Source organism: Oceaniovalibus guishaninsula JLT2003, assembly GCF_000299575.1.
GTDB classification, from domain to species: Bacteria; Pseudomonadota; Alphaproteobacteria; order Rhodobacterales; family Rhodobacteraceae; genus Palleronia; species Palleronia guishaninsula.
Window position 1 is genome coordinate 40,223 of record NZ_AMGO01000054.1, and the last position, 25,370, is coordinate 65,592.

The 25,370-nt window shown below is 68.4% G+C and carries 21 protein-coding genes; 14 read left to right on the forward strand and 7 right to left on the reverse strand.

Annotated elements, in window-relative coordinates; translation table 11 throughout:
• Position 1: 1 nt before the first annotated feature.
• From OCGS_RS12600 to parE, 4 genes are all read right to left on the reverse strand, one after another.
• A complete protein-coding gene (locus OCGS_RS12600; protein ID WP_007427636.1) occupies positions 2-3,349 on the reverse strand; it encodes an error-prone DNA polymerase in 3,348 nt (1,115 codons plus the stop codon).
• Positions 3,349-4,875 carry a Y-family DNA polymerase gene (locus OCGS_RS12605; protein WP_238538258.1) on the reverse strand — a complete coding sequence of 509 codons (1,527 nt, stop codon included), beginning with the start codon at positions 4,873-4,875 and terminating at the stop codon, positions 3,349-3,351. The genes OCGS_RS12600 and OCGS_RS12605 overlap by 1 nt, the downstream gene beginning before the upstream one ends.
• Positions 4,793-5,359, reverse strand: coding sequence for a hypothetical protein (locus OCGS_RS12610; RefSeq protein ID WP_238538259.1), 567 nt, complete (start codon positions 5,357-5,359; stop codon positions 4,793-4,795). The genes OCGS_RS12605 and OCGS_RS12610 overlap by 83 nt, the downstream gene beginning before the upstream one ends.
• A gap of 237 nt (positions 5,360-5,596) precedes the next feature.
• On the reverse strand, positions 5,597-7,546 hold the full coding sequence (gene parE / locus OCGS_RS12615) for a DNA topoisomerase IV subunit B (RefSeq protein WP_007427639.1): 1,950 nt from the start codon (positions 7,544-7,546) through the stop codon (positions 5,597-5,599).
• Between the two features lie 124 nt (positions 7,547-7,670).
• On the opposite strand from parE, the gene OCGS_RS12620 reads away from it, so the two are divergent.
• Entirely contained in the window at positions 7,671-9,056 is a 1,386-nt protein-coding gene (locus tag OCGS_RS12620; RefSeq protein ID WP_007427640.1) for an MATE family efflux transporter, read from the forward strand.
• Here the strand turns inward: OCGS_RS12620 and truA are convergent.
• Positions 9,026-9,787, reverse strand: coding sequence for a tRNA pseudouridine(38-40) synthase TruA (gene truA / locus OCGS_RS12625; protein ID WP_007427641.1), 762 nt, complete (start codon positions 9,785-9,787; stop codon positions 9,026-9,028). The two genes, OCGS_RS12620 and truA, sit on opposite strands and share 31 nt — an antisense overlap.
• A 78-nt stretch (positions 9,788-9,865) precedes the next feature.
• Between truA and OCGS_RS12630 the strand changes: the two genes are divergently transcribed.
• Positions 9,866-11,275, forward strand: a complete 1,410-nt coding sequence (locus OCGS_RS12630; RefSeq protein ID WP_007427642.1) for a YcjX family GTP-binding protein — start codon at positions 9,866-9,868, stop codon at positions 11,273-11,275.
• A 42-nt stretch (positions 11,276-11,317) separates the two neighbouring features.
• Positions 11,318-12,325 carry a YcjF family protein gene (locus tag OCGS_RS12635; RefSeq protein ID WP_007427643.1) on the forward strand — a complete coding sequence of 336 codons (1,008 nt, stop codon included), beginning with the start codon at positions 11,318-11,320 and terminating at the stop codon, positions 12,323-12,325.
• Between the two features lie 7 nt (positions 12,326-12,332).
• On the opposite strand, the gene OCGS_RS12640 is transcribed toward OCGS_RS12635, so the two are convergent.
• A complete protein-coding gene (locus OCGS_RS12640; RefSeq protein ID WP_007427644.1) occupies positions 12,333-12,509 on the reverse strand; it encodes a DUF1674 domain-containing protein in 177 nt (58 codons plus the stop codon).
• A gap of 84 nt (positions 12,510-12,593) precedes the next feature.
• Between OCGS_RS12640 and OCGS_RS12645 the strand changes: the two genes are divergently transcribed.
• From OCGS_RS12645 to OCGS_RS12685, 9 genes are all read left to right on the forward strand, one after another.
• Complete coding sequence (locus tag OCGS_RS12645) at positions 12,594-13,859, forward strand: RsmB/NOP family class I SAM-dependent RNA methyltransferase (protein ID WP_007427645.1); 1,266 nt, start codon at positions 12,594-12,596, stop codon at positions 13,857-13,859.
• A gap of 56 nt (positions 13,860-13,915) precedes the next feature.
• A complete protein-coding gene (locus OCGS_RS12650) occupies positions 13,916-15,679 on the forward strand; it encodes a heparinase II/III family protein (RefSeq protein ID WP_052026191.1) in 1,764 nt (587 codons plus the stop codon).
• A 24-nt stretch (positions 15,680-15,703) separates the two neighbouring features.
• Positions 15,704-17,284 (forward strand): bifunctional phosphoribosylaminoimidazolecarboxamide formyltransferase/IMP cyclohydrolase, encoded by a 1,581-nt coding sequence (gene purH, locus OCGS_RS12655; RefSeq protein WP_007427647.1) that lies wholly within the window; start codon positions 15,704-15,706, stop codon positions 17,282-17,284.
• Position 17,285: 1 nt separating this feature from the next.
• The gene (gene lspA / locus OCGS_RS12660) at positions 17,286-17,771 is read left to right on the forward strand and encodes a signal peptidase II (RefSeq protein ID WP_007427648.1); all 486 of its coding nucleotides are present in this window, start codon (positions 17,286-17,288) and stop codon (positions 17,769-17,771) included.
• A gap of 65 nt (positions 17,772-17,836) precedes the next feature.
• Positions 17,837-18,367: a DUF3035 domain-containing protein gene (locus tag OCGS_RS12665; RefSeq protein ID WP_007427649.1), complete on the forward strand. Its 531-nt coding sequence runs from the start codon at positions 17,837-17,839 to the stop codon at positions 18,365-18,367.
• 86 nt (positions 18,368-18,453) lie between these two features.
• Positions 18,454-19,854 (forward strand): M16 family metallopeptidase, encoded by a 1,401-nt coding sequence (locus OCGS_RS12670; RefSeq protein ID WP_007427650.1) that lies wholly within the window; start codon positions 18,454-18,456, stop codon positions 19,852-19,854.
• Positions 19,851-21,161 carry a M16 family metallopeptidase gene (locus OCGS_RS12675; protein ID WP_007427651.1) on the forward strand — a complete coding sequence of 437 codons (1,311 nt, stop codon included), beginning with the start codon at positions 19,851-19,853 and terminating at the stop codon, positions 21,159-21,161. The genes OCGS_RS12670 and OCGS_RS12675 overlap by 4 nt, the downstream gene beginning before the upstream one ends.
• 41 nt (positions 21,162-21,202) lie before the next feature.
• Complete coding sequence (gene mutL / locus OCGS_RS12680; protein WP_007427652.1) at positions 21,203-22,999, forward strand: DNA mismatch repair endonuclease MutL; 1,797 nt, start codon at positions 21,203-21,205, stop codon at positions 22,997-22,999.
• Between the two features lie 100 nt (positions 23,000-23,099).
• A complete protein-coding gene (locus OCGS_RS12685; protein WP_007427653.1) occupies positions 23,100-23,696 on the forward strand; it encodes a DUF3833 family protein in 597 nt (198 codons plus the stop codon).
• Here OCGS_RS12685 and OCGS_RS12690 read toward each other — a convergent pair.
• Positions 23,690-24,334, reverse strand: coding sequence for a histidine phosphatase family protein (locus tag OCGS_RS12690; protein WP_007427654.1), 645 nt, complete (start codon positions 24,332-24,334; stop codon positions 23,690-23,692). The two genes, OCGS_RS12685 and OCGS_RS12690, sit on opposite strands and share 7 nt — an antisense overlap.
• Before the next feature lie 117 nt (positions 24,335-24,451).
• On the opposite strand from OCGS_RS12690, the gene OCGS_RS12695 reads away from it, so the two are divergent.
• Positions 24,452-25,081 (forward strand): hypothetical protein, encoded by a 630-nt coding sequence (locus OCGS_RS12695; RefSeq protein WP_007427655.1) that lies wholly within the window; start codon positions 24,452-24,454, stop codon positions 25,079-25,081.
• 88 nt (positions 25,082-25,169) lie between these two features.
• Positions 25,170-25,370: GTP-binding protein (locus OCGS_RS12700; protein ID WP_040610553.1), on the forward strand; the 201-nt coding region annotated here is incomplete at its 3' end.

Consider the following 25,370-nt stretch of genomic DNA (forward strand, 5'->3'; position numbering starts at 1 on the left):
CTCAATGAAAGTCACGTGACTTCAAGACGATACGCGCATCGCGGGGGTGACTTCGGCTGGCGACCTGGCCCGGAATGGGATGGGTCGGATGGTCGCCCCGCGTCGTCTGCGCGGGCAGACGCCCCGCCGACAAAAGGTCCAGCCGGTCGCTGCGATCCTCCAACCGGTCGGCGACCACATGGATCACCCGCCCGTCGGTCTGCACCCGTCCATGCACGACCATCAGCCGCGCGGCCATGATGACGGGCCGGAACGCTTTGAACAAAGCCGGCCAAACAACCAGATTGGCGACGCCCGCCTCGTCCTCGATGGTGATGAAGCAGACGCCCTTGGCGCTGCCGGGCTTCTGCCGCACCAGCACCAGCCCCGCCAGCGACACCGCCGCGCCGAAACGCAGACGGGGCAGGTCGGATGTCGCCACGAACCCCTGCGCCTGAAGGCTGGCGCGAAAGAACGACATCGGATGCGCCCTAAGCGAAAGGCGTAGCGTCTGGTAGTCGGCCACGACATTCTCGGCCCGGCGCATCGGGGGAAGGGCGACCTCTGCCTCGGGCGCGGTTGCGGGTGCCGAGGCGTGCTGGAAGATCGGCAGGACGGGCGCGTCCTTCAACGCCTGCGCCTGCCACAGCGCCTTGCGCCGGTCCAGCTTCATCGAGCGCAAGGCATCCGCGGCGGCAAGGCGGCTCAGCGTCCGTGCATCCAGGCCGGCCCGCGCCTTCAGATCGGCCATGTCGACGAAGGGCCGGTCGCGTGCCGCGCCGATGCGATCGGCGGGCGCGTCGCCCAGACCGTCGATCAGCCGCAACCCCAGACGCAGCGCGTAACGCGGCCGCCCGTCCGCCCCCATCCCGTCGGGTTCCAGCGTGCAGTCGCGATCCGACAGGTTCACATCCGCAGGCCGCACCGCGACCCCGTGATCGCGCGCATCGCGCACGATCTGGGCCGGGGCATAGAACCCCATCGGCTGCGAATTGAGCAGCGCACAGGCGAATGCCGCCGGATAGTGGCACTTCATCCAGGACGACACATAGACCAGCTTGGCAAAGCTGGCGGCATGGCTTTCGGGAAAGCCGTATTCGCCGAACCCCTTGATCTGATCGAAGCAGCGTTGCGCGAAGACCGGATCGTAACCCCGTTCGGTCATCCGTCCGACCATCTTTTCCTGCAACTTCTCGATGGTGCCGCGCGACCGGAAGGTCGCCATGGCGCGCCGCAGCTCGTTGCTTTCGGCAGACGTGAACCGCGCGGCATCCATCGCGATCTTCATCGCCTGTTCCTGAAAGATCGGCACGCCCAGCGTCCGCCCCAGGATCTTCAGCAATTCGTCCTGCGGATGTTCCGGTCCGGGCGCGGGGTAGACGACGGGTTCGATCCCTTGCCTGCGGCGCAGATAGGGATGCACCATGTCGCCCTGGATCGGACCGGGCCGGACGATGGCGACCTCGATCACCAGATCGTAGAACCGCCTTGGCCGCAGCTTGGGCAGCATGGCCATCTGCGCGCGGCTTTCGACCTGGAACACCCCCAGGCTGTCGCCGCGGCACAGCATGTCGTAGGTCGGGCGCCGGTCGTCCGGTTCGTCGTCCTCGACCGGGACGGTGGCGAGATCCAGCGCCCGGCCATGATGCACCTCGATCAGCGCAAGGCATTTGGCGATGCAGGTCAGCATCCCCAGCGCCAGGATGTCCACCTTGAAGATCCCCAGCGCGTCGATGTCGTCCTTGTCCCATTCGATGAAGCTGCGGTCGGGCATGGCGCCGTTGCCTATGGGGACCATCTCGGTCAGCGGCCGTTCGGTCAGGATGAAGCCGCCCACATGCTGCGACAGGTGCCGCGGCATTCCGATCATCTGTCCGGCCAGTTTCAGAACCATGCGTAGATAGGGATCCGACAGGTCCAGACCCGCCTCGCGCGTGCGATCCTCGGCCAGTTCGCCCTCGAAGCTGCCCCAGATCGTTCCGGCCAGTTTCGACGTGACATCCTCGGACAGGCCCATCGCCTTGCCGACCTCGCGGATGGCCGAGCGGGGGCGGTAATGGATGACCGTGGCGCAAAGACCCGCCCGCTCGCGGCCGTATTTTCGGTAGATATACTGGATCACCTCCTCGCGCCGCTCGTGCTCGAAATCCACGTCGATGTCGGGCGGCTCGTCGCGCTCCTCGCTCAAGAAACGCTCGAACAGAAGGTCGTGCACGTTGGGATCCACCGACGTGATGCCAAGGCAGAAGCAGACGGCCGAATTGGCCGCCGACCCGCGTCCCTGGCACAGGATCGGCGGCTGCGCGTCCTCGCGGGCGAAGCGGACGATGTCGTGGATGGTCAGGAAATACCGCGCGATCTTCTTCGACGCGATCAGCGCGAATTCCTTGGCGATGGTGGCGCGGACCCCGTCGGGCACGCCGCCGGGATACCGCCGCGCCGCGCCGTCCCATGTCAGACGTTCCAGTTCCTGCTGCGCGGTGCATCCGTCGGGGACGATCTCGTGCGGGTATTCGTATTTCAGATCGGTCAGGGAAAAGACGATGTCGTCGGCGATGGTGCGGGTGGCGGCGATGGCATGGGGCCAGTCGGCGAACAGGCGGCACATCTCGTCGGGGGATTTCAGATGCCGTTCCGCATTGGGCAACAGCCGGAATCCCGCCTTTGCGACAGTCACGCCATTGCGGATGCAGGTCATCACATCCTGGAGCGGGCGGCGATCCGGCACGTGATAGAGCACGTCGTTCGTGGCCATGATCGCGCGTCCATGCGTCCGGGCCATGCGGTCCAGCCGGTTGATCCGCGCCCGGTCGTCGCCGCGATAAAGACAGCTTGCCCCGATATGGCGCATGCCCGGCAAGGCGCGCGCCAGCCGCGGCAAGGCGGCCGCGAACGCATCCAGATCGTCGCCGGGCATCGCTATCAGATGCAGGCCCTGCGCATGGTCGGCAAGCATGTCGAGCGTCAGATGCGTTTCGCCCTTCGCCTGCCAACCCCCCGCCGCATCGGCCATCTTGCCCTTGGACAGAAGCGTGGACAGGCGCGCATAGGCCGGGCGGTCGCGCGGATAGGCCAGCAGTTCCGCCCCGCAGGCCAGGACCAGCCGCGCGCCGATCAGGGGATGCACACAGGCGGTCGCCGCTTCGGTATGGATGCGCACGACGCCCGCCAGCGTGTTGCGGTCGGCGATGCCGATGCTGCGATAGCCTAGAAGGTTCGCCGTCCCCATCAGATCGCACGCATCGGACGCGGCGTGCAGGAAGGAAAAGCAACTGGCCAGACCAAGCTCGACATAGGGGGCGGGATCGTTCCAGCGAAACCCGTTGCCGTCAGACAGGGTGCGGCGGGCATGTCCTTCCTGCAAGGGCATCAGGCGAAGAACCCGTGCAGGAACCAGCGTGGCGCGCCCCCGCGGCCGTCCCCGCCGATGCCTTCGCGGTAAAGCCAGAAGCGGCGGCCATCCTGAACCTCGACCTTGTAGTAGTCGCGCACCCGCGTGCCGGGCCTGTCGCGCCACCATTCCGGGGCGATCCGTTCGGGGCCGGCATGACGGGCGGTGCGGTGTTCGACGCCGCGCCAGCGGAACCGGGCGGGCGGCCCTTCGGGAACGGCATAGATCACCTGCACCTCTTCGGGCCGGTCGAGCAGGCGGATCGGCCTTTCATGCGGGGCGGCGGGCAGTTTCACGGGTTTGGCGGCCCCGTCGGTCATGGCCGGCACGAGAACCTCGACGCGTTCGGGCATATGGCTTTCGCGCCAGCCGGACCGGCGCACCCGGTCGCGCCCCAGCCGGGCGGTCAGCCGGTCGATCAGCCGCGCCACGTCCGCATCCGGGTCCCGCCCGCCGCCCAGATCCGCCTGCACAGGCCCCAGCGGTTCGGAGCGCACCGATTCCAGCGTCAGCAGGTCGAAACCGAAACCGGGGTCGATCCGGTCGGTCTTGCCGCGCAGAAGCCGGACGATATGCGCCGGATCGCCTGTCGCCCGTGCCGTCGCCAGATCGACGGATCGCCAATCCCCGTCGATGCGATAGACCGTCAGCCGCAGATGCCGCGCGCCAAGGCCGGCCCCCGCCAGATCGGCGCAAAGGCGCGCGGCAAGGTCGGCCAGATGCGGCGCGGGATCCATCACCGGCTCTGCCAGACACGACCTGACGACAAGCCGCCGGGGGTCGGGCGGCGCGTCGAGGGGGTCGGCCAGCCGCCCCGTCGCCCTGTCCAGAAGGATCAGCGGATTGGCGTCGGGGGCCATGGCCGCGAAGCGCCGCATCAGCGCCGCGCGCGGCATCGCCGACAGCGCGCCGATCGTCCCGAGGCCAAGACGGCCGAGCAGGCCCACCGTTTCAGGCTCAAGCCGCAAGGCGGCGACGGGAAGCGGCGAAAGACGGTCAGACAGGTCGGCAATGTCGCAGATCGTGTCGGGCGGCCCGTATCGGGCCAGGGCCTGCGCCGTCCCGCGGGTCGGGGCCATCGCCGGCCGCGCCGCCATCCCCTGCATGGCGAACCGTTCGCGGATATCGGCCAGCAGCGCGGTTTCGCCGCCGAAAAGATGCGTGGCACCGGTCGCGTCCAGCACGATCCCGTCCGTTCCGTCGCGCACGGTCCAGGGGCACCAGCGCCTTGCCCAGAAGGCAAGGCGATCCAGCATTTCGGTATCGCCTTCGGGGTCGGCGGGTTCGACATGCAGGTCGGGATGGACGGCGCGGATATCCACGACGCGCCGTCCTTCCGATATGCCGAGGGCGGCGGCGGCGGCCGACATGGCATGGACGACAGGACCGTGCGTTCCGTTCCGCGCCAGCACCACGGGCACCTCAGCGCCCGGCAGCGTCCTTGTGCGGCGCGCCGTCGCGCGCCACCGATCCATCGCCAGATGGGGAAACCAGACGGAAACCATGCGCCGCGTCCGGGTCATGGGCGATCACCCATCGGCCGGGCGCACGGCCCCGCGCGCGAAACAGGTCCGCCTCCCATAGCGGCGTTCCCGGTGCGCCGGTATCGTCGGGGTTCGTCCGCGATGGGCGGACGCCGATGCGCCATCGTTCCCGCGCGGCACTCAGCGTTCCGGGATCGCCCGAACGGATCAGCCAGACGGGAACGCCCGACGCTTCGGACCGTATGGCAAGCCGCTTGGTGGCGGTGAAATCCAGAACCGCCGGGGCGCCGTGGATCTCGCCCACCACGGCGGCCAGACCCGCGCAGGACGCCCCTTCCTCCATCGCCCAGAGCACGTCGCGCGGATGGCCGACCTCGACCCGCAGGATGGACAGGGGGGTCTTCGTCAGCGTTGCGCCCTGAAGGTGAAGCCGACCGTTCTCGCGGATCGACCTGCGGTCCTGCACCCACAGGACAGGACGCGCGCGACCCGCCAGCAACGACACGACTAGGGCCGTCGCCGAAGGGTCGAACGCCCTTTGCGGCAAGGCTTCGCGCAGGGTCGGCCTGTTGTTGGCGGGAAAGGATGCAGCCGGTTCCGCACCCCCCGAAGCAGGGGATTTCCGGTTTCCCGGCAGGCGGATGACCCGTCCATATGTCGAATCGACAGACATGCACGACACCATTTGTTCACGTTATGTTCCGGTTGTCATCCCCGGTCTTTCGGGCCGACACGCGCGAAATCAGACGTCCAGTTCTTCCACGAATTGCGCATTGGCGGTGATATATTCGAACCGCAGTTCGGGCTTCTTGCCCATCAACCGCTCGACCAGATCGCCGGTTTCGCCGGGCACGTCGTCGTCGATGCGCACGCGGATCAGCTTGCGCGTCTCGGGGTTCATCGTCGTGTCCTTGAGATCCTTGGCGTCCATCTCGCCCAGGCCCTTGAAGCGGCTGACGTCGATCTTGCCCTTGCCGCCCAGCCCGCGGGCAAGCCACGCGTCCTTTTCCGCCTCGTCCAGACAATAGACGCGCCTTGCCCCCTGCGTCAGCCGGAACAGCGGCGGGCAAGCCAGATAGAGATGGCCCGCGTCGATCATCGGGCGCATCTGGGTGAAGAAGAACGTCATCAGCAGCGACGCGATATGTGCGCCGTCCACATCGGCGTCGGTCATGATGATGATCTTGTCGTAGCGCAGATCGTCCAGGTTGAACTTCGTTCCCATCCCGGTGCCGAGCGCCTGGCAGAGATCCGAGATCTCGGCGTTGCTGCCCAGTTTGGCGCTGGCGGCCCCCAGCACGTTCAGGATCTTGCCGCGCAGGGGCAACAGGGCCTGGCTGCGCCGTTCGCGCGCCATCTTGGCGCTGCCGCCGGCGCTGTCGCCCTCGACGATGAACAGCTCGGTCCCGTCGCGGGCGGTGGCCGAACAATCGACCAGCTTGCCGGGAAGGCGCAGCTTCTTGGTCGCGGACTTGCGTTGCGTTTCCTTCTCGGCGCGGCGGCGCATCCGTTCCTCGGCCCGCAGCACAAGATAATCGAGGATGGCGCCCGCCGCCTTGGTATCCGCCGCCAGCCAGTTGTCGAAATGGTCGCGCACGGCGTTTTCCACCAGCTTCTGCGCGGCGGTGGTGGCCAGACGGTCCTTGGTCTGGCCGACGAATTCAGGTTCGGCGATGAAGCAGCTGACCAGCGCGCAGCCGCCCGCGCGCAGATCCTCGCCGGTGATGTCGCGGGCCTTGCGGATGCCCGAACGCTCGCCATGCGCGCGGATGCCCTTGAGGATCGCCGCCCAGAACCCCGCCTCGTGCGTGCCGCCCTCGGGGGTGGGAACGGTGTTGCAATAGGACTGAGTGAAGCCGTCGCGCGCGGGCGTCCAGTTGATCGCCCATTCCACCTTGCCGGGCACGTCGCGGAAATCGACCGTGCCGGCAAAGGGGCGGTCGGCATAGACGGGGGCGGTGCCCAGCGTCTCGGCCAGATAGTCGGCCAGACCGCCGGGAAAGTGGAACACCGCCTCGGCCGGCGTCTCGCCGTCGTCGATGGCTGTCTTCCAGCGAATCTCGACCCCCGAGAACAAATAGGCCTTGGACCGCACCATCTTCATCAGTCGCGCGGGCTTCAGCGTCAGCGCCCCGAAGATCTGCGCGTCGGGGTGGAAGGTGACGGTGGTGCCGCGCCGGTTGGGGGCGGCGCCGATGCGGGCGGCGGGGCCCTGCGGGATGCCGCGCGCGAACCGCTGCTCCCAAAGCTGGCGGTCGCGGGCGACCTGAACGACCATGCTGTCTGACAAGGCGTTGACGACCGACGCGCCGACCCCGTGCAGACCGCCGCTGGTCTGATACGCCTTGCCGCCGAACTTGCCGCCCGCATGCAGCGTGCAGAGGATGACTTCCAGCGCGGATTTGCCCGGAAACTTTGGATGCGGATCGACGGGGATGCCGCGGCCGTTGTCGCGCACCGTGCAGGCGCCGTCATCGTGCAGCTCGACCTCGATCCGGCTGGCATGGCCCGCCACGGCCTCGTCCATGGAATTGTCCAGAACCTCGGCCACCAGATGATGCAGCGCGCGTTCGTCGGTGCCGCCGATATACATGCCCGGCCGCTTGCGCACCGGCTCCAGCCCCTCCAGCACCTCGATCGACGAGGCGTCATAGGCGGGTGCGGCGGTTCCGGTCAGCAGATCGTCGGGCATCGGTCTTTCCATCGGTCGGGCCTTGTCGCGGGCAGGACAGTCTGGCGGCAAAGGCGGGCGGGGACAAGACGCGACCCTGCGGCGCGCGCTTGCCCGGTCATCGCCGCCCGGATAGGGGAAGGGGATGACCCAGACCGTCCATATAGAGGCCAGCCCCCCGATAGGCCAGCATGTCCGCCGTATCGCGGTGCTGGGGCTGCCGCTGGTGGGCAGTCATCTGGCGCAGTTCGCGATCCAGTTGACCGATACGATCATGCTGGGCTGGTACGACGTGACCGTGCTGGCCGGTCAGGTGCTGGGCGGCACGATCTTCTTCGTGCTGTTCCTGATGGGGTCGGGATTTGCCTGGGCCGTGATGCCCATCGTCGCCAGTGCCGCCGCGTCGGGGCAAGAGCGCGAGGTGCGGCGCGTGACGCGCATGGCGATGTGGCTGGTGACGATCTTCGCGGCGCTGGCGATGCCGCTCTTTCTGTTCGCGCGGCCGATCCTGGTGGCGATGGGCCAGGATCCCGAGGTCGCGCGTCTGGCGGCGCTGTATCTTGTGATCCAGGGTTGGTCGATCTTCCCGGCGCTGATCGTCATGGTGCTGAAAAGCTATCTGGCCGCGCTGGAGCGCACGCAGGTGGTGCTGTGGGTGACGGTCGCATCGGCGGCGGCGAACGCGCTGTTCAACTGGGTCTTCATCTTCGGCAATCTGGGCGCGCCGGAGCTGGGCATCGTCGGTGCGGCGCTGGCGTCGCTGGGATCCACGCTGGTCGCGGCGATCGGACTGATCCTCTATTCATGGCGGGCGACGCCCGAGCACGCGATCTTCTTCCGGCTGTGGAAGTTCGACGGCGGCGCGTTCGCCCGCGTCTTCCGGCTGGGCTGGCCGATCGGCCTGACATCGCTGGCCGAGGTGGGGCTGTTCGCCGGATCGGCGGTGATGATCGGGTGGCTGGGCGCCGTGCCGCTGGCCGCGCACGGCATCGCGATGCAGATCATCAGCGTGCTGTTCATGGTGCAGATCGGGCTGAGCAATGTGGCGACCATCCGCGCAGGCAACGCCTATGGCCGCGCCGACGGGACCGACCTGCGGCGCGGCGCGGCGGTGGTCGTGGCGCTGTCGCTGGGGTTCGCCGCCTTTTCCGTCGTGCTGCTGTTAAGCGCGCCGCGTCTGCTGATCGCCGCGTTCCTCGACCCCGCCGATCCCGATCTGCCGCAGGTCATGGCCATCGGCGTCGGGTTGCTGGCGGCGGCCGCGCTGTTCAACGTGGCCGATTCCGCGCAGGTGGTGGCGCTGGGATTGCTGCGCGGCGTGCAGGATACGCGGGTGCCGATGATCGTGGCCGCAGTCAGCTACTGGATCGTCGGCATGCCGCTGGCCTATGTGCTGGGCTTCCCGCTGGGGTTGGGCGGGGCCGGCATCTGGCTGGGCATGGGCGCGGGGCTGGGACTGGCGGGCGCCGCACTGTCCTGGCGGTTCTGGCGGCAGGCCGCCTATGCGGTCGAGAACGGACAGTCGGGATAGCGCACGCCCGTCAGGCAGAGGCCCTGCGCCGGGGCCACCGGACCGCAGGCCGTGCGGTCGCGGGCCTGCAATGCGGCGGCGACATCCGCGGGCGACCATGCCCCCGCACCGACCCGTTCCAAAGTGCCGACGATGCTGCGGACCTGATTGTGCAGGAACGACCGTGCGCGGGCATGAACACGGATCTCGGCGTCCGTCCGTTCAATCCGCAGTTCGTCCAGCGTCCGCAGCGGCGAGTTCGCCTGGCACATCGTGGACCGGAACGTGGTGAAATCGTGCCGCCCCACCAGATGCCGCGCCGCATCCGCCATCGCGCCCGCATCCAGCGGAAACCGGATATGCCAGACCTGTCCGCGCGCCAGGACCGGCGGCGCGCGTCGCACCAGCAGGCGATAGGTATAGCGCCGCTCGACCGCCGAAAAGCGGGCATGCCAGCCATCGTCGACACGCGCGCAGGCGGTGATCGCCACCGGATCGGGCCGCAGGTGGTGGTTCAGCGCTTCGGACAGGCGGAACGGATCCCAGTCGCGGGCCATGTCGGCCTGCGCGACCTGCCCCAGCGCATGCACCCCCGCATCGGTGCGCCCCGCCGCGGCGATACCGGGACAATCGGGCTGCAAGCGCCGCAGCGCCGCTTCGACCGTCGCCTGCACCGATGGCCGGTCCCTTTGCCGCTGCCAGCCGGAAAACGGGGTGCCGTCGTATTCGACGCGAAGGGCATAGCGGGGCATGCGCCGCACTTAGCCGCCGGACGGGGTGGAAGCAACGGCCGCCCCCGCCTATGTTGCCGCCAGCAAGGGGGCGCCAGCGTGATCATCGGGGATATTGCCGACGGGGTGCTGCGACGCGCCGAACGTGTGGGCGCGGCCGTCACGGGCCTGGCCGAACCTTCGGTGCGGCTGGGCGTGACGGGCCTCAGCCGCGCGGGCAAGACCGTGTTCATCACCTCGCTTGTGGCCAATCTGCTGGATCGCGGACGCATGCCGGGGCTGGCCGCGGCCGCCGACGGAAGCATCAGGGCCGCCTGGCTCCAACCGCAGCCCGACGACACGCTGCCGCGCTTCGCATTCGAGGATCATCTGGCCGCCATGACCGGCCCCGATCCCCGCTGGCCCGAAAGCACGCGCGCCATATCCGAACTGCGCGTGTCGTTGCGCGTGCAGTCCGCCGGGCTGATCGGCGGTCTGCGCGGCTTGCGGACGGTGCATGTCGATATCGTCGATTACCCCGGCGAATGGTTGCTGGATCTGGGTCTGATGGGGCGGGACTATGCAACCTGGGCCGGCGACACGCTGGCGCGTATCCGCGACCGTCCCGAAGCGGCCGCCTATGGCGCGCTGCTGGAGCAGACCGATCCGGCACAGCGCCTGGACGAACGGCGCGCTCAGGCGCTGGCCGAGGCTTTCACCGCCTACCTGCAAGCGGCGCGCGCGGCGGGCTGGTCGGATTGCACGCCGGGGCGGTTCCTGCTGCCCGGCGATCTGGCCGGATCGCCGGTGCTGACCTTCGCGCCGGTGCCGGGCACGGATTTCAGCCGCGGATCCCTGGGGCGCGAGATGGCCCGCCGCTTTGACGCCTACAAGCGGCAGGTCGTGACGCCGTTCTTTCGCGATCACTTTTCCCGCATCGAACGGCAGGCGGTGCTAGTCGATGTTCTGGGCGCCATCCATGCCGGCCCCCCCGCGGTCGAGGATATGCGCCGCGCGATGGCCGAGATACTGGGTGCGTTCCGTCCGGGCCGCAATGCATGGCTGACGCGCCTTTTGCCCGGAAGAAAGGTGGAGCGGATCCTATTCGCCGCGACGCGGGCCGATCACCTGCATCACACCCAGCATTCCCGGCTTGCGGCCATCACCGCCGCGCTGCTGGACGACGCGCGCCGGCGGGCGGATTTCGCGGGGGCGAAGACGACGGCGATGGCCATCGCCTCCCTGCGCGCCACGACCGAGGATACCGTCGAACACGGCGGCGCGCCCTTGCCTGTCGTCAGGGGCGTCCTTCAGGACAGCGGTCGCCGCGCCGCCCTGCATGCGGGCGATCTGCCGGACGATCCGGCGCTATTGCTGGCGCCCGCGCGCGCGGGGCAGGCGCGCTGGCTGGACGGTGATTGGGATGTCATGCGCTTCGCCCCGCAGGCGGGCAGCCTGCGTCCGGGCAGCGGACCGCCGCATATCCGCCTGGACCGGGCCGCGCAATTTCTGTTGGGCGACAGGTTGTAGGGACAGGATGGGTATTTGGAGAAAGATGAAAGGAACGGGCCCATGAGCCGCCGCGGTCCCGTCCTGATCGAAGAAGACGCGGTGGCGGCGCAGGTCCTGTCGCCCGCGGACGCGCCGCCCGTTGCCGATGCCGGCGGCACCGGCGGACAGGCGATGCAGACGATCGCGGCACTGGCCGCGCGCCCGCCGACCTTTTTGGGCAGATGGTTCTGGCGGTCGGCCGCGGCGCTGGGGACGTTCACGCTGGGCCTGATGGCGTGGTCGGCGCTGGCGGGGCTTCTGGAACGCTCGGCGCTGCTGGGCACGATTGCGTCGGTGCTGCTGGCGGTATTCGCGGCGACGCTGTTCGGCATCTGCCTGCGCGAACTGGCGGCGCTGGCGCGGCTGAACCGGATGGGCCGGCTGCACCGCGAGGCGGCCGAGGCGTTGGCATCGGACGACCTCGGGGCGGCGCGTAGCGTGACGGATCGGCTGACGACGATCTATGCGGGCAGGCCGGGGATGGACCCTTATCTGGAGCGGCTGACCGCGCGGCGCGAGGACGTGATGGATGCCGATGCGCTTTTCCGTCTGACCGAGGCCGAGCTTCTGGCGCCGCTCGACGCCGCCGCGCGGATCGAGGTGGAGGCCGCTGCGCGGCAGGTTGCGGCTGTCACTGCGGTCGTGCCGCTGGCTTTCGCCGATGTCGCGGTGGCCCTGGCCGGCAACTTGCGGATGATCCGCCGCATCGCCGAAATCTATGGCGGGCGGGCCGGGACGCTGGGATCCTGGCGGTTGACGCGCGCGGTGCTGACGCATCTGGTCGCGACCGGCGCGGTGGCGGTGGGGGACGATCTGATCGGATCCGTCGCCGGCGGCAGCATGCTGTCGCGCGTCAGCCGGCGCTTCGGCGAAGGCGTGGTCAATGGCGCGCTAACGGCGCGGGTGGGCGTCGCCGCGATCGAGGTGTGCCGCCCGTTGCCCTTCGCGGGCGGGACGCGACCGCAGGTTCACAAGCTGGTGGGACGGGCGCTGACCGGGCTTTTTCCGCAATCCAAACGCGACGGCTGACCGCCCATCAGAAGTCGATGGCGATGCCCTTGCGTTCCCAATCGCCGAAACGCACGGGTTCGGGTCCGTCACGCCCGCCCAGTTCGACGGGAAGGTCGGCTTGCCGGGCTGCGGCGCGCCGTTCCTCGGCCTCGGCAAGGGCGCGTCGGGCGGCGGGCGGCAGGTCTGTCGCGGGTTCGGTCATCGGAGCGGTCCTTGCGGGTCTTGACGGGGTTGATATATGCGGCCGTCCGTCCCGCTCAACCCCGCTAGTCCGCAGGAGCCGCCAGTGGCCGATCCCGATCCCGCCCGCGCCGCCGCCCTGCATCTGATTGGCCTCGTTACGCAGGGACGGCGTCTGTTGTCCGAGGTGGCAGACCGCGTTCTGGCGCCGCTGGGGGCGGCCGACCGGGCGCGCGCGCTCCGTCTGGCCACGGGAACGCTGCGCTGGGCGGACCGCGCCGACCGCGCATTGGGGCCGCATCTGCGGATGAAACCTTGGCCCGGTGTGCATGACGCGATGCGTCTGGCAATCTATGAAATGTTCGTGGAAGGCACGCCGCATTACGGAGCGGTGGACGCGGCCGTGACCCTTGTGCGCGGGATGGAGCGCGGGCAGGGGCAGGCAGGGTTGACCAATGCCGTGCTGCGCAATGTGGCGCGGCAGGACGGATGGGAAACGCTGCCGGTGCCGCGACTGCCCAAATGGCTGCGAAAGCCACTGATCGCGGATTTCGGCAAAAGCGTCGTCGCCGATATGGAATCGGCGTTCGCGGCGGGCGCGCCCCTCGATCTGACGGTGCGGCGGGATGCCGCCGGCTGGGCTGCGCGACTTGGCGGCACGGTCTTGCCGACCGGATCGGTCCGGCTGGCGGGGCGGCCGCAGGTCAGCGCGTTGGAAGGGTATGCCGAAGGTGCCTGGTGGGTCCAGGACGCCGCGGCGGCGATCCCGGCGCGGGTTCTGGCCCCGAGACCCGGCGAAACCGTGCTGGACCTCTGCGCGGCGCCGGGCGGAAAGACGTTGCAACTGGCCGCAGCGGGCGCTGCCGTGACCGCGCTGGACGTGTCGGACAGACGGATGCGGCGCGTGTCCGAGAATCTGGCGCGCTGCGGGTTGACGGCCGAAACGATCGTCGCCGACGCGCTGGAGTATGACGGCGGCCCCTTCGATGCGGTGCTGCTGGATGCGCCATGCTCGGCCACGGGCACGATCCGGCGGCATCCCGATCTGCCCTATGCCAAGACGGGCGAGGATTTTCCGGGCCTGTTCGCGTTGCAGGAACGTCTGATCGACGCCGCCTTGCGTCTGGTCCGGCCCGGTGGCCGGGTGGTTTTCTGCACCTGTTCGTTGCTGATCGACGAAGGCGAGGAACAGATCCGCGATGCGCTGGCCCGGCATCCGGGGCTGTCACTGGCGTTGGACGATCTGGCTGTCGAAGGGGTGGATCCGGCTTGGATCGGTCCCGAAGGATTGCGGCTGCGACCCGATTATTGGTCCGACGCGGGCGGCATGGACGGATTTTTCATCGCCGCGCTGCGGACGCCCGGCGGATGACAGTTGCGGCGCAGGGGCATAATCTGGCCGGCAATGCGCGACCGATAGCGGATGAAATGGCCAGGCACGACGGATCGAGGGACGGCATGGGGCCAGGCTGGCGCGACCGTCTGGGCGCGCGCCTGGCGGGTATGGGGCGCCGTGCCGCCGCCCCTATCGCGGCATCCGGGTCGCGCGGCATCGGCAGCGTCGCGCGCGGGCGGCAACTAATCGACGGCAGGTTCCTTTTCGCCGGCTATATGGTCGAGGCGCGCGATACCTCGCTTTGGGACTTGCCCGTGCCGGACGCCGCTTTTGGGGCAGAACTGCACGGTTTCGGCTGGCTGGACGATCTTGCCGCAGCGGGAACCGACAATGCGGCGGCGCATGCCCGATCCTGGACGCATGACTGGATTCGTCGTTTCGACGGCGGGCGGGGTCCGGGCTGGACGCCGGTGCTGACAGGTCGCCGCCTGGGCCGCTGGATCGACCATGCGGGGATGCTGACGGATCGGCTGGGCGCGCGCCAGACAGCGCGGTTCCACCGCGCCTTGCACCGGCAGTGGTCGTATCTGCGCCGCCGCGCCGGACATGCGCCCGTGGGTCTTGCGCGGTTCGAGGCGCTGGCCGGTGCGCTGTTGGCGGGCATGGCGCTGGGCGGCAAGGCCCGATCGGTGGATGCCCTGCTGGATCGGTTTCAGGACGAATGCGCTGCCCATATCGCGGCCGACGGCACCATCCCCGGTCGCAACCCCGAGGAAGCGATGGAAACATTCGCGCTGCTGGCGCGCGTGTCCGAGGCGTTGGCGGATGCAGGCCGGCCCGCCGCCGACGAGGTCGATATTGCGCTGCGCCGGATGGCCCCTGTCTTGCGGACGCTTCGACATGCGGACGGTGGGCTGGCGCGGTTTCACGGCGGCGGCAGGGGTGCCGAGGGGCGGCTGGATCACGCCCTGGCCGCGTCCCGTGTCCGCCCCGGCCCGCCGCTGGACGGGGCCATGGGTTTCGCGCGGCTGTCGCATGGGCGCACCACGCTCATCCTCGACGCCGCGCCGCCGCCTTCGGGGGCGGGGGCGGAAAGCGCGCATGCCTCGACGCTGGCGTTCGAGCTGACATCGGGGCGGCGTCCGCTGATCGTCGGCAGCGGGTCGGGCCGCACGTTCGACGGAAAATGGCGGCGTGCGGCGCGGGCCACATCGTCGCATTCGACGCTGGCGCTCGACGGGTCGTCTTCGGCGCGGCTGGGGCCTTCGGTGGCACGGGGAGGGCGGCAGGTGGAGCTGCTTTGCGACGGACCGCGTGACGTGCGGATCGAACGTCAGCGGGACGAAACGGGGTCGGGGTTGATTGCCGGGCATGACGGCTATCTGCGATCGCACGGGCTGACCCATGTGCGGCAGCTGCACCTTTCGATCGACGGACGCAGTCTGCGCGGCGAGGATTTGCTGACCACCATCGAGCTCGAGGACGAGGCCATGTTCGACCGGGCCAAATGGAATGCGGGCGGCAGAAGGTTCCCGTTTCGCATCCATTTCCACCTGCACCCCGATGTCGTCGTGCAGCGGCCCAGCGACCGGCGCACGGTCCTTCTGGCGCTCAAAAGCGGCGAGGTTTGGGATTTTCGGCATACCGGGGCCGCCGCGGTTACGGTCGAACCGGGCGTCTATCTGGAAACGCACAGCCTGGTACCGAGGCCCGCCGCGCAGATCGTGCTGGCCTCGACCGCCGTGGAATACGCCACACGGGTCAGCTGGACCCTTGCAAAGGCGCGCCAAACCCCCGATGCCCTGCGCGACCTTGCGCCGGACGCGGCAGAGCCCGATCTGCCCGTTCCGGCCTGACCTGACCTGATCGGAGCGTTCCGAATGACAGACCTCGTCCCTATCCGCCGCGCGCTGATTTCGGTATCGGACAAGACCGGCCTGAAGGATCTCGCGGCCATGCTTGCCGCGAACGGCGTCGCGCTGATCTCGACCGGGGGGACGGCGCGGGCGCTGCGCGATATGGGCCACGAGGTGCGCGACGTATCCGACCTGACCGGCAGCCCCGAAATGATGGACGGCCGCGTCAAGACGCTGCATCCCGCGGTTCATGGCGGGCTTCTGGCGCTGCGCGACCACCCCGATCATGTTGCCGCGATGAAGGCGCACGGCATCGACGCCATCGACCTGCTGGTCGTCAACCTCTATCCGTTCGAGGCGACGGTCGCATCGGGTGCGGTGGGTGCCGACTGCATCGAGAATATCGATATCGGCGGTCCGGCGATGATCCGTGCCGCGGCCAAGAACCACGCACATGTCGTGGTGCTGACGGATCCCGAGGATTATCCCGCCCTGCGCGATGAGATCGCCGCCCATGACGGCGCGACCGGCCTAGCGTTCAGGCGTCGCGCCGCGATGGACGCATTCGGGCGCACGGCCAGTTACGACGCCGCGGTCGCGTCCTGGATGGCCGACAGGCTGGAAGACGCGGCCCCGCGCAACCGGATCGCCGGCGGCACGCGGGTATCGACGCTTCGCTATGGCGAGAACCCGCATCAGCGCGCGGCACTCTATCGGTCGAGCCAAGGCGGCGTGGTCGGGGCGGATCTGATCCAGGGCAAGGAGTTGAGCTACAACAACGTCGCGGATGCCGATGCCGCGCTGGCGCTGGCGGCCGAGTTTCGCGATGGGCCGCCGGCCTGCGTCATCGTGAAACACGCCAATCCCTGCGGCGTGGCGCAGGCGGACACGCTGACCGAGGCCTATGGCCGCGCCTTCGATTGCGACCGCACCAGCGCGTTCGGCGGCATCGTGGCGGTGAACCGCCCGCTCGACGCCGACACGGCGCGGGCGATGGCGGGGATCTTCACCGAGGTCGTCATTGCGCCCGACGCGGACGATGCCGCCCGAGCGGTTTTTGCCGAGCGCAAGAACCTGCGGCTGATGCTGACCGGCGCGCTGCCCGACCCGCGACGCCCCGCGCTCGCCATGCGCCAGGTATCCGGCGGATGGCTGGTGCAGGATGCGGATACCGCGGCGCTGGATCCGGCCGCACTGCGGATCGTCAGCCGCACCCAGCCGACCGAGGCGCAGATGGCCGACCTGCTGTTTGCCTGGACGGTGGCCAAGCACGTCAAGTCGAACGCCATCGTCTATGCCAGGGACGCCGCCACCGTCGGCATCGGCGCCGGTCAGATGAGCCGGGTGGACAGCACCCGCATTGCCGCGCGCAAGGCCGCCGACATGGCCGAGGCGCTGGGCCTGTCCGCCAGCCCGGCAGAAGGGTCGGTCGTGGCGTCCGACGCGTTCTTTCCGTTCCCCGACGGTCTGCTGGCCGCAGCGGGGGCGGGCGCGCGCGCGGTGATCCAGCCGGGCGGATCCGTGCGGGATGCCGAGGTGATCGCCGTCGCCGACGAGGCCGGGATCGCCATGGTCTTTACCGGCCAGCGTCATTTTCGGCACTGACATGCGCGCCCTCTGGATCGCCGCCGCCGCCACGTTCGCGCTGGATCAGGTGACGAAGCTGCTGGTCGTGCAGGGGATGAACCTGAAATCCGTCGGCGTCATCGACGTGCTGCCACCTTGGCTGACCTTCCGCATGGCCTGGAATCAGGGTGTCAATTTCGGCTTGTTGTCGAATGACGCCGACTTCATGCGGTGGCTGCTGGTGGCCGTGGCGGTGGCCATATCGGTCTGGGTGGTGCTGTGGCTGCGGCGCGACAGGCCGGGCCGTCCGGCGATGATCGCGGGGGGGCTGCTGGTCGGCGGTGCGCTCGGCAATGTCGTGGACCGGCTGGTCTACGGCGCGGTGGTGGATTTTCTCAACATGTCCTGTTGCGGCATCGACAACCCCTATGCCTTCAACGTCGCCGATATCAGCATCTTCGCCGGTGCGCTGGGCCTCATCCTGTTCGCCGGAGGCAGGCAGCCGCGCGGCAGGCGGCGCGGATGACATGGACCGTGACGCCGGACGCCCGATGCGCTAAGCGGGGCGAGGCGATGATAGGGAGTGCGCCGATGTCCGGCCGGATGGTGCGAATTGCAGGTCTGTTCCTGCTGTCGGGAATGCTGACGGCCTGTGCCGCAGGGGACGAACCCCGCCTGCTGAACCTGCGCGCGCCCGGTCCCGGCCCGGACGAATTCGCGGTCGTCCCGGCCAAGCCGCTGCAGGCGCCGCGCGATTATGCCGCCCTGCCGCCGCCTTTGCCCGGTGCCGCGAACCTTGCCGATCCCACGCCCGATGCCGACGCCGCCGCGGCGCTTGGCGGCAGCCGTGCCGCCGTGACCGGGGGTGGCGTGCGCGATCCGGGGCTGGTCGCCTATGCGGGCCGCTTCGGCGTCGCGCCGGGCATCCGCTCGCAACTGGCGGCCGAGGATCTTCAGTTCCGCCGCGAGAACGACGGTTTGCTGCTGGAACGGGTCTTCAACGTGAACACCTATTTCAAGGCCTACCGGCCGCAGTCGCTGGACCAGTATGCCGAGCTTGAGCGCTTCCGCCGGGCCGGTCTGCGCACCCCCGCCGCCCCGCCCGAGGGGTTGGAGCGCTGACGGACTGTCACAACCTTGGCAACGGGCATTGTGCCGCGAGGGCAGGCGGTTAGGTTCGCGCCAGTCATTCTGTCAAGGAGTCGTGGATGCCGCGTCTGTCCGTTCTGGCCTGCCTGGCCGCGCTGCTGCTGGCGCCACCGTTGCAGGCCGCCGATGTCACCAGCTTCACGCTCGACAACGGCATGGATGTCGTCGTGCTGGAAGATCACCGCGCGCCGGTCGTCGTTCACATGGTCTGGTATCGGGCCGGCGCCGCGGACGAGCCTTGGGGCAAGTCGGGCATCGCGCATTACCTTGAACATCTGATGTTCAAGGGCACCGATGATCTGGCGCCGGGCGAGTTCAGCCGCGTCGTCGCGGCCAACGGCGGCACCGACAACGCTTTCACCTCGCAGGATTACACCGCCTATTTCCAGCGCGTCGCCGCGGACAAGCTGGGCCTGATGATGGAGATGGAGGCGGATCGCATGCGCGATTTGTCCATCGACGACGCCGACATCGCCACCGAGCTGAGGGTCGTGCAGGAAGAACGGCGTCAGCGGACCGACACCGATCCGGGCGCCCTGTTCGGGGAACAGCGCGACGCGGCGCAATATCAGAACCACCCCTACGGCATCCCCGTCATCGGCTGGATGCACGAGGTCGAGGCGCTGGGACTGGAGGATGCGCTGGACTTCTACCGCACGTATTATGCCCCGAACAATGCGATCCTGATCGTCGCGGGCGATGTGACGCCCGACGAGGTCCGCGCGCTGGCCGAAGAACATTACGGGCCGCTCGAACCCACGGCCGACCTGCCGCCCCGAACCCGTCCGCAGGAACCGCCGCAACTGGCCGAACGCCGGATCGAGCTGACGGATGCGCGCGTGGCGCAACCCTATGTGGCGCGCACCTATCTTGCCCCCGAACGCGACGCCGGCGATCAGCGACAGGCCGCCGCGCTGACGCTGCTGGCCGCGATCCTTGGCGACGGGCAGGCATCCGAACTGTCCCGCAGGCTTCAGTTCGGGACGGGCGAGGCGTTGTTCGCGACGGCCTTCTACAATGGCACCGCGCTGGACGACACGACGTTCGGGCTGGTGATCGTGCCGGCGCCCGGCGTTTCGCTGGACGAGGCGGAACAGGCGCTCGATCGGGAAATCGCGTCGTTTCTGAAGGATGGGGTCGATCCGGCGCAGCTCGACCGGATCAAGATGCAGATCCGGGCAGGGCAGATCTATGAGGAAGACGACGTCGCCTCGCTGGCGCGCCGCTATGGCATGGCGCTGACAAGCGGCCTGACCGTTGCCGATGTCGAGGCGTGGCCGGACATCCTGCAATCCGTCAACGGCGACGAAATCGTGGCGGCGGCCCGTGACGTGTTCGACCGGGATCATGCCGTCACCGGCCGGTTGAGCGCGCCTGAGAGGGCTGTTGCGACAATACCTGCAACGCCCGTCGAACCCTCGGCGGCAATGGACGCCGCGGGACAGGAGATGACGCAATGATCCGTTTCGTTCTGGCGACCGGCCTTGCCGCCCTTGTCGCGGTGCCCGTGTCCGCGGCGGTCGAAATTCAGGAGGTCACGTCGCCCGGCGGCATCACGGCCTGGCTGGTCGAGGAGCACTCCATCCCGTTCGTGGCGCTCGAGGTGCGGTTTCGCGGCGGCACGTCACTGGACCGTGCGGGCAAGCGCGGCGCGGTGAACCTGATGACCCATACGATCGAGGAGGGGGCCGGCGATCTGGACGCGCAGGGATTCGCCCGCGCGAAGGAAGAACTGGCGGCCTCGTTCGATTTCGACGCGTCGGCGGACAGCGTTCGCGTCTCGGCACAATTTCTGACCGAGAACCGCCCGCAGGCGGTCGAGTTGCTGCGCGCGGCGTTGGTCGAGCCGCGCTTCGACGGCGACGCTGTCGCGCGGGTCCGCGATCAGGTTCTGTCCGGCATTGCCCGCGACGCGACCGATCCCGGCACCATCGCCCGCGACACGTTCGATGCGATGGCGTTTGCGGGCCATTCCTATGCCACGCCGGGCGACGGAACGCTGGAATCGGTCGCGGCGCTGACGCGCGAGGATGTCGTGCAGGCCCATGCCGACGCGCTGGTGCGCGACAGGCTTTATGTCGGGGCAGTCGGGGACATAACCCCTGACGACCTCGGGGCGCTTCTGGACGAGGTGTTCGGCGGCCTGCCGCAATCGGGCCCGCCCTTGCCCGACGAGGCGCGCTTTGCGGCCGATCCGGGCGTTACCGTCGTGCCGTTCGAGACGCCGCAATCGGTGATCCTGTTCGGTCAGGAAGGAATCGCGCGCGACGATGACGATTTTTTCGCGGCTTACGTCACCAACGAGATCTTTGGCGGCCGAGGATTCAATTCGCGGCTGATGGACGAAGTGCGCGTCAAGCGGGGTCTGACCTATGGCATTGGCACCTATCTGTCGAACCGGGATCATGCCGATCTGCTGATCGGACAGGCGAGCACCGAAAACAGCCGCGTCGGCGATGCGGTGGATGTCATCCAGGGCGAATGGACGAGGATCGGCGACGGCGTGACGCAGGAAGAACTCGACGCCGCCAAGACCTATCTGATCGGCGCCTATCCGCTGCGGTTCGACGGCAATTCGACCATCGCGGGCATCCTTGTGGGGATGCAGATGGACGACCTGCCGATCGACTATATCGAGACCCGGAACGACAGGATCGCGGCGGTGACGCTTGACGATGTCGCGCGGGTGGCAGAACGGATCTATCGGCCCGAAGACCTGACTTTCGTGATTGTGGGACAGCCCGAAAGGGTGACGCAAGCCAACTGACCGCTGGCCAATAGAGCTGCGCCCATGCTAGACCTTGTAGCATGACCGTTCATGACCTCAAGATCGGCCAAAGGCCCATCCGCCAACTGGACGAGGCCGCGATCAATCGTATCGCGGCCGGCGAGGTGGTGGAGCGGCCCGCATCCGCGGTGAAAGAGCTGGTTGAGAACGCGCTCGACGCCGGGGCCGGGCAGATCGACGTGGCGTTTGCCGATGGCGGCAAGACCCTGATCCGCGTCACGGACGACGGCTGCGGCATCGCCGGGCCCGATCTTCCTGTCGCCCTGTCCCGTCACGCAACGTCGAAAATCGACGGCAGCGATCTTCTAGCGATTTCAACCTTCGGCTTCCGGGGCGAAGCGCTGCCATCGCTGGCGGCCGTGGGCCGCCTGACCGTTACCAGCCGGGCGCGGGGTGGCGACGGCGCCTGTCTGCATGTGGCGGGTGGGCAGATGGCGGAAGTGCGTCCCGCCGCGCTGACGCGGGGGACGGTCGTGGAATTGCGTGACCTGTTCTATGCAACGCCTGCGCGCCTGAAATTCCTGCGCACCGATCGGGCCGAGGCGCAGGCCATCGCGGATGTCGTCCGTCGTCTGGCGATGGCCTGCCCCGCCGTCGGCTTCGGCCTGCGCGACGTCACCGGCGGCGGCGACGGTCGGACCATACTGCGTGTCGAAGCGGAAGCAGGCGACGCGCACGCCGCGCTCAAGGCACGTCTGGCGGCCATTCTGGGCCGGGACTTCGCGCAGGACGCCCTGCCCATCGAAGCCGAGCGGGACGGGCTGGCGCTGGCCGGGTTCGCCGCCCTGCCGACCTATTCCCGCGGATCCGCGACGCAGCAGCACGTCTTCGTCAACGGTCGCCCCGTCAGGGATCGTCTGCTGACCGGAGCGTTGCGCGCCGCCTATCACGACACCTTGCCGCGCGACCGGCATCCTGCCGCCGCCCTGTTCGTGGAATGCGACCCCCATCGAGTCGATCAGAACGTGCATCCCGCCAAGACCGAGGTGCGTTTTCGCGAACCGGCGGCAGTGCGGGCACTGATCGTTTCGGCCCTGCGGCAGGTGCTGGCCGATGCGGGGCACCGGGCTTCGCATCGGGGTGGAGCCGATGTCATGGAAGCCGTAGACACGCGACCGCGCATCTATCAGATGGACAGGCGGCAGCATGTCGCGCCGTCGCCCGGATTTGCCGAGATGCAGGCGCCCTGGGGTCGTGTCGAGCCCCCCGTCACGGATGCGCCCGCCGATGGCGAGGATCGCCCCCTGGGCGCCGCGCGGGCGCAACTGCACGAGAATTACATCGTTGCCCAGACGCGCGACGGTATCGTCATCGTCGACCAGCACGCCGCGCACGAAAGGCTGGTCTACGAACGGCTGAAGCGGCAAAGGGACGAAAGCGGCGTGGCCACACAGGCCCTTCTGATCCCAGACATCGTCGAATTCGCAGCGCAGGATACCGCGCGGCTGCTCGATCTGGCGCCGGACCTCGAACGGCTGGGCCTGCGCATCGAGGGGTTCGGCGCGTCCGCCATCGCCGTGCGTGAAACGCCCGCCATCCTCGGCCCGGTCGATTGCAAGGGGCTGTTGCGCGATATCCTGGATGCGCTGGACGAAGGTGGCGGAACGATGACCTTGGCCGGGCGGATCGACGCCGTGCTCAGCCAGATGGCCTGCCACGGCTCTGTCCGGTCGGGCCGCAGGATGAACGCGGCCGAGATGGACGCCCTGCTGCGCGAGATGGAGGCGACACCGCGTTCGGGCCAATGCAACCACGGTCGCCCGACCTGGGTGGGACTGAAGCTGTCGGATATCGAGCGCCTGTTCGGCCGCACCTGAGAATGAACGGAACCGGCGGCTGGCGCAAACGCTGACCGTCATGCAGACCGAGACGCCCATAACCGGCCGCCCATGGCGCCGCGACGTAACGGTCGCATGAATGTCCGTCCTGCTGATCCTGACCACCTTTCTGGCGCTGATCGTTCTGGCGGTGCTGCTGCGCGACCGGTTTCTGTCGTTCCGGGGGCAGGATGCGCTCGACTATACCGGTCTTGGGCCGCAATTCGACCCGCGCGTTCACCTGGCGGGGGCGATGGTTTGCGACGGGGTCATCTTCGGCCCGACCGGGCGGGTCGCCTCGTGCTTCACGGGACGGATCACCGGCAGGTGGGACGGCGATCGAGGCGATCTGACGATGGACTTCGTCTATGACAGCGGGGCGCGGCAATCGCGGAACTGGAAGCTGACCCTATTGCTGGACGGATCGCTGACCGGGCTGGCGGACGACGTGAAGGGGCAGGGGCAAGGCGCGATGGCCGGTCCGGCGATGCAGCTGCGCTATCGCATCGCGCTGCCGCCGGATGCCGGCGGGCATGTCCTGTCGGCGGTGGACTGGATGTATCTTACCCGCGACGGTCACATCGTGAACCGTTCGCAGTTCCGCAAATATGGCATCCTGGTGGCCGAACTGGTGGGCAGCATCCGGCCCGACGCGCCATCCGAGAACGATGCGCCGGGCGAAGGCGACGGTCAGTAATCCGTCACCGCATGCGTCCGGTCGTCGGCTTCCAGATGGGGGACCGAATTGAAGCCGGTCAGGATCATCTGAGCGCCGCGAACCTGAAGCCGATGAATCGAGGTGTTGCGGATCGGCGTCAGCACATGGCCGAGGCGCGTCGGATCAAGGTGCAGGACATGACGCATCACCATCCCGATGACCCCGCCCGAGGTGATGGCAAGCACCCGCCGCCCCTCGGTCGCGGCTTCGATCACCGCGGCCGTCACGCGCATCTCGAACGCGGCAAAGCTTTCGTCGCCCTGGATTTCGGCGGCATGCCACGCCTGCATCACCAGCGGCACATGGTCGGGAAAGGAATCGGCACCGGCGAAGGGGATGCCCTTCACGTTTTCCAACGCCCGTCCGAGGTTGAAATAATCCATCTCGTTCAGGCGCGGATCCACTGCCGCGTCGGCATGGCCCATTCCCACCGCAGTTTCGCGGTGCCGCCGCAGGGAACCCGAGACGACGGCATCGAACCGCTCGCCGCGCGCGGCCAGCCACTCGCCCAGCCAGCGGGCCTGCCGATGGCCGAGGTCGGACAAGCGATCATAGTCGGCCTCGTTGTCAGCAGCCGAATTGGCCTGTCCGTGCCGCACCAGTACGATCTCGCCCATCCGCCACTCCTTTTTTCGATGCGATTAGCGCAGTCGCCGCGCCCGCGCAAACCGGCCCTGCATTGCGAAAGGGCCGCCACCGGGCTATCGGGGCGCATCCCCTGCAAAGGCACGCGCATGTTGATCCGCCTACTGACCGTGATGGGACTGCTCGTTCTGGCGGGCTGCGCGACCCCGAAGGCCGATGCCCCCTTGCCGCCAATGGGGGATTTCCGGCTGGGCTATAACATCGTGCAGGCGCGCGACGTTCAGCAGGGCCCGTTTTCACGCGATGCAACGGCCGAGGAACTGACGGGCGCGCTGCAATCCGCGATCCAGCGGCAGCTGGGCGGCTATGACGGCGACGGGCTTTACCATCTGGGCATCGCCATCGGCGCCTATGTCCTGGCGCAGCCGGGGCTGCCGGTCGTCTATACGCCGAAATCGGTGCTGATCTTCGAGGTCAACATCTATGACAACGCCACGCGCAAGCGGCTGAACGACAAGCCCCATCGCATCACCGCTTTCGAGGGGTTGCGGAACGTGGCGCCTGTGGTGGGATCGGGCATCGTGCGCGGCAAGGACGCGCAACTTGCGAACCTCGCCGACGAAGGCGCGCGGGCGGTTCTGCGATGGATGCGCGAAAACCCGGACTGGTTCGTGCCAGATCCGTCGCAGCCGCGGGTGCCGTTCGACCGCGCAACCGCGGCGCAACTGGCCGCGGATGCGATTGCCGCGCAACCGCCGGTGCCAGCCAAGGCCAAGTGACGCTTGCACTTCGGGCCTGCCGTCGCTACCTAGCCCGCGTTGTTTGACCGGGCCTTGTGCGGCCCCATCAGGATGAGGGCATCTCGCCATGGCGAAGGCAAAATTCGAACGCACGAAACCGCATGTGAACATCGGGACGATCGGTCACGTGGATCACGGCAAGACGACGTTGACGGCGGCGATCACGAAGTATTTCGGCGATTTCCGGGCCTATGACCAGATCGACGGCGCGCCCGAGGAGAAGGCGCGCGGCATCACGATCTCGACCGCGCATGTGGAATACGAGACT

Excerpts from the sequence above, each read along its gene's own strand:
- OCGS_RS12695 (WP_007427655.1), top strand. The coding sequence starts at position 24,452 with ATGTTGATCCGCCTACTGACCGTGATGGGACTGCTCGTTCTGGCGGGC.
- OCGS_RS12650 (WP_052026191.1), top strand. The coding sequence starts at position 13,916 with ATGGCCAGGCACGACGGATCGAGGGACGGCATGGGGCCAGGCTGGCGC.
- mutL (WP_007427652.1), top strand. The coding sequence starts at position 21,203 with ATGACCGTTCATGACCTCAAGATCGGCCAAAGGCCCATCCGCCAACTG.
- parE (WP_007427639.1), bottom strand. The coding sequence starts at position 7,546 with ATGCCCGACGATCTGCTGACCGGAACCGCCGCACCCGCCTATGACGCC.
- purH (WP_007427647.1), top strand. The coding sequence starts at position 15,704 with ATGACAGACCTCGTCCCTATCCGCCGCGCGCTGATTTCGGTATCGGAC.
- OCGS_RS12600 (WP_007427636.1), bottom strand. The coding sequence starts at position 3,349 with ATGCCCTTGCAGGAAGGACATGCCCGCCGCACCCTGTCTGACGGCAAC.
- OCGS_RS12665 (WP_007427649.1), top strand. The coding sequence starts at position 17,837 with ATGTCCGGCCGGATGGTGCGAATTGCAGGTCTGTTCCTGCTGTCGGGA.
- truA (WP_007427641.1), bottom strand. The coding sequence starts at position 9,787 with ATGCCCCGCTATGCCCTTCGCGTCGAATACGACGGCACCCCGTTTTCC.
- OCGS_RS12620 (WP_007427640.1), top strand. The coding sequence starts at position 7,671 with ATGACCCAGACCGTCCATATAGAGGCCAGCCCCCCGATAGGCCAGCAT.
- OCGS_RS12690 (WP_007427654.1), bottom strand. The coding sequence starts at position 24,334 with ATGGGCGAGATCGTACTGGTGCGGCACGGACAGGCCAATTCGGCTGCT.
- OCGS_RS12635 (WP_007427643.1), top strand. The coding sequence starts at position 11,318 with ATGAGCCGCCGCGGTCCCGTCCTGATCGAAGAAGACGCGGTGGCGGCG.
- OCGS_RS12640 (WP_007427644.1), bottom strand. The coding sequence starts at position 12,509 with ATGACCGAACCCGCGACAGACCTGCCGCCCGCCGCCCGACGCGCCCTT.
- OCGS_RS12670 (WP_007427650.1), top strand. The coding sequence starts at position 18,454 with ATGCCGCGTCTGTCCGTTCTGGCCTGCCTGGCCGCGCTGCTGCTGGCG.
- OCGS_RS12685 (WP_007427653.1), top strand. The coding sequence starts at position 23,100 with ATGTCCGTCCTGCTGATCCTGACCACCTTTCTGGCGCTGATCGTTCTG.
- OCGS_RS12675 (WP_007427651.1), top strand. The coding sequence starts at position 19,851 with ATGATCCGTTTCGTTCTGGCGACCGGCCTTGCCGCCCTTGTCGCGGTG.
- lspA (WP_007427648.1), top strand. The coding sequence starts at position 17,286 with ATGCGCGCCCTCTGGATCGCCGCCGCCGCCACGTTCGCGCTGGATCAG.
- OCGS_RS12605 (WP_238538258.1), bottom strand. The coding sequence starts at position 4,875 with ATGGTTTCCGTCTGGTTTCCCCATCTGGCGATGGATCGGTGGCGCGCG.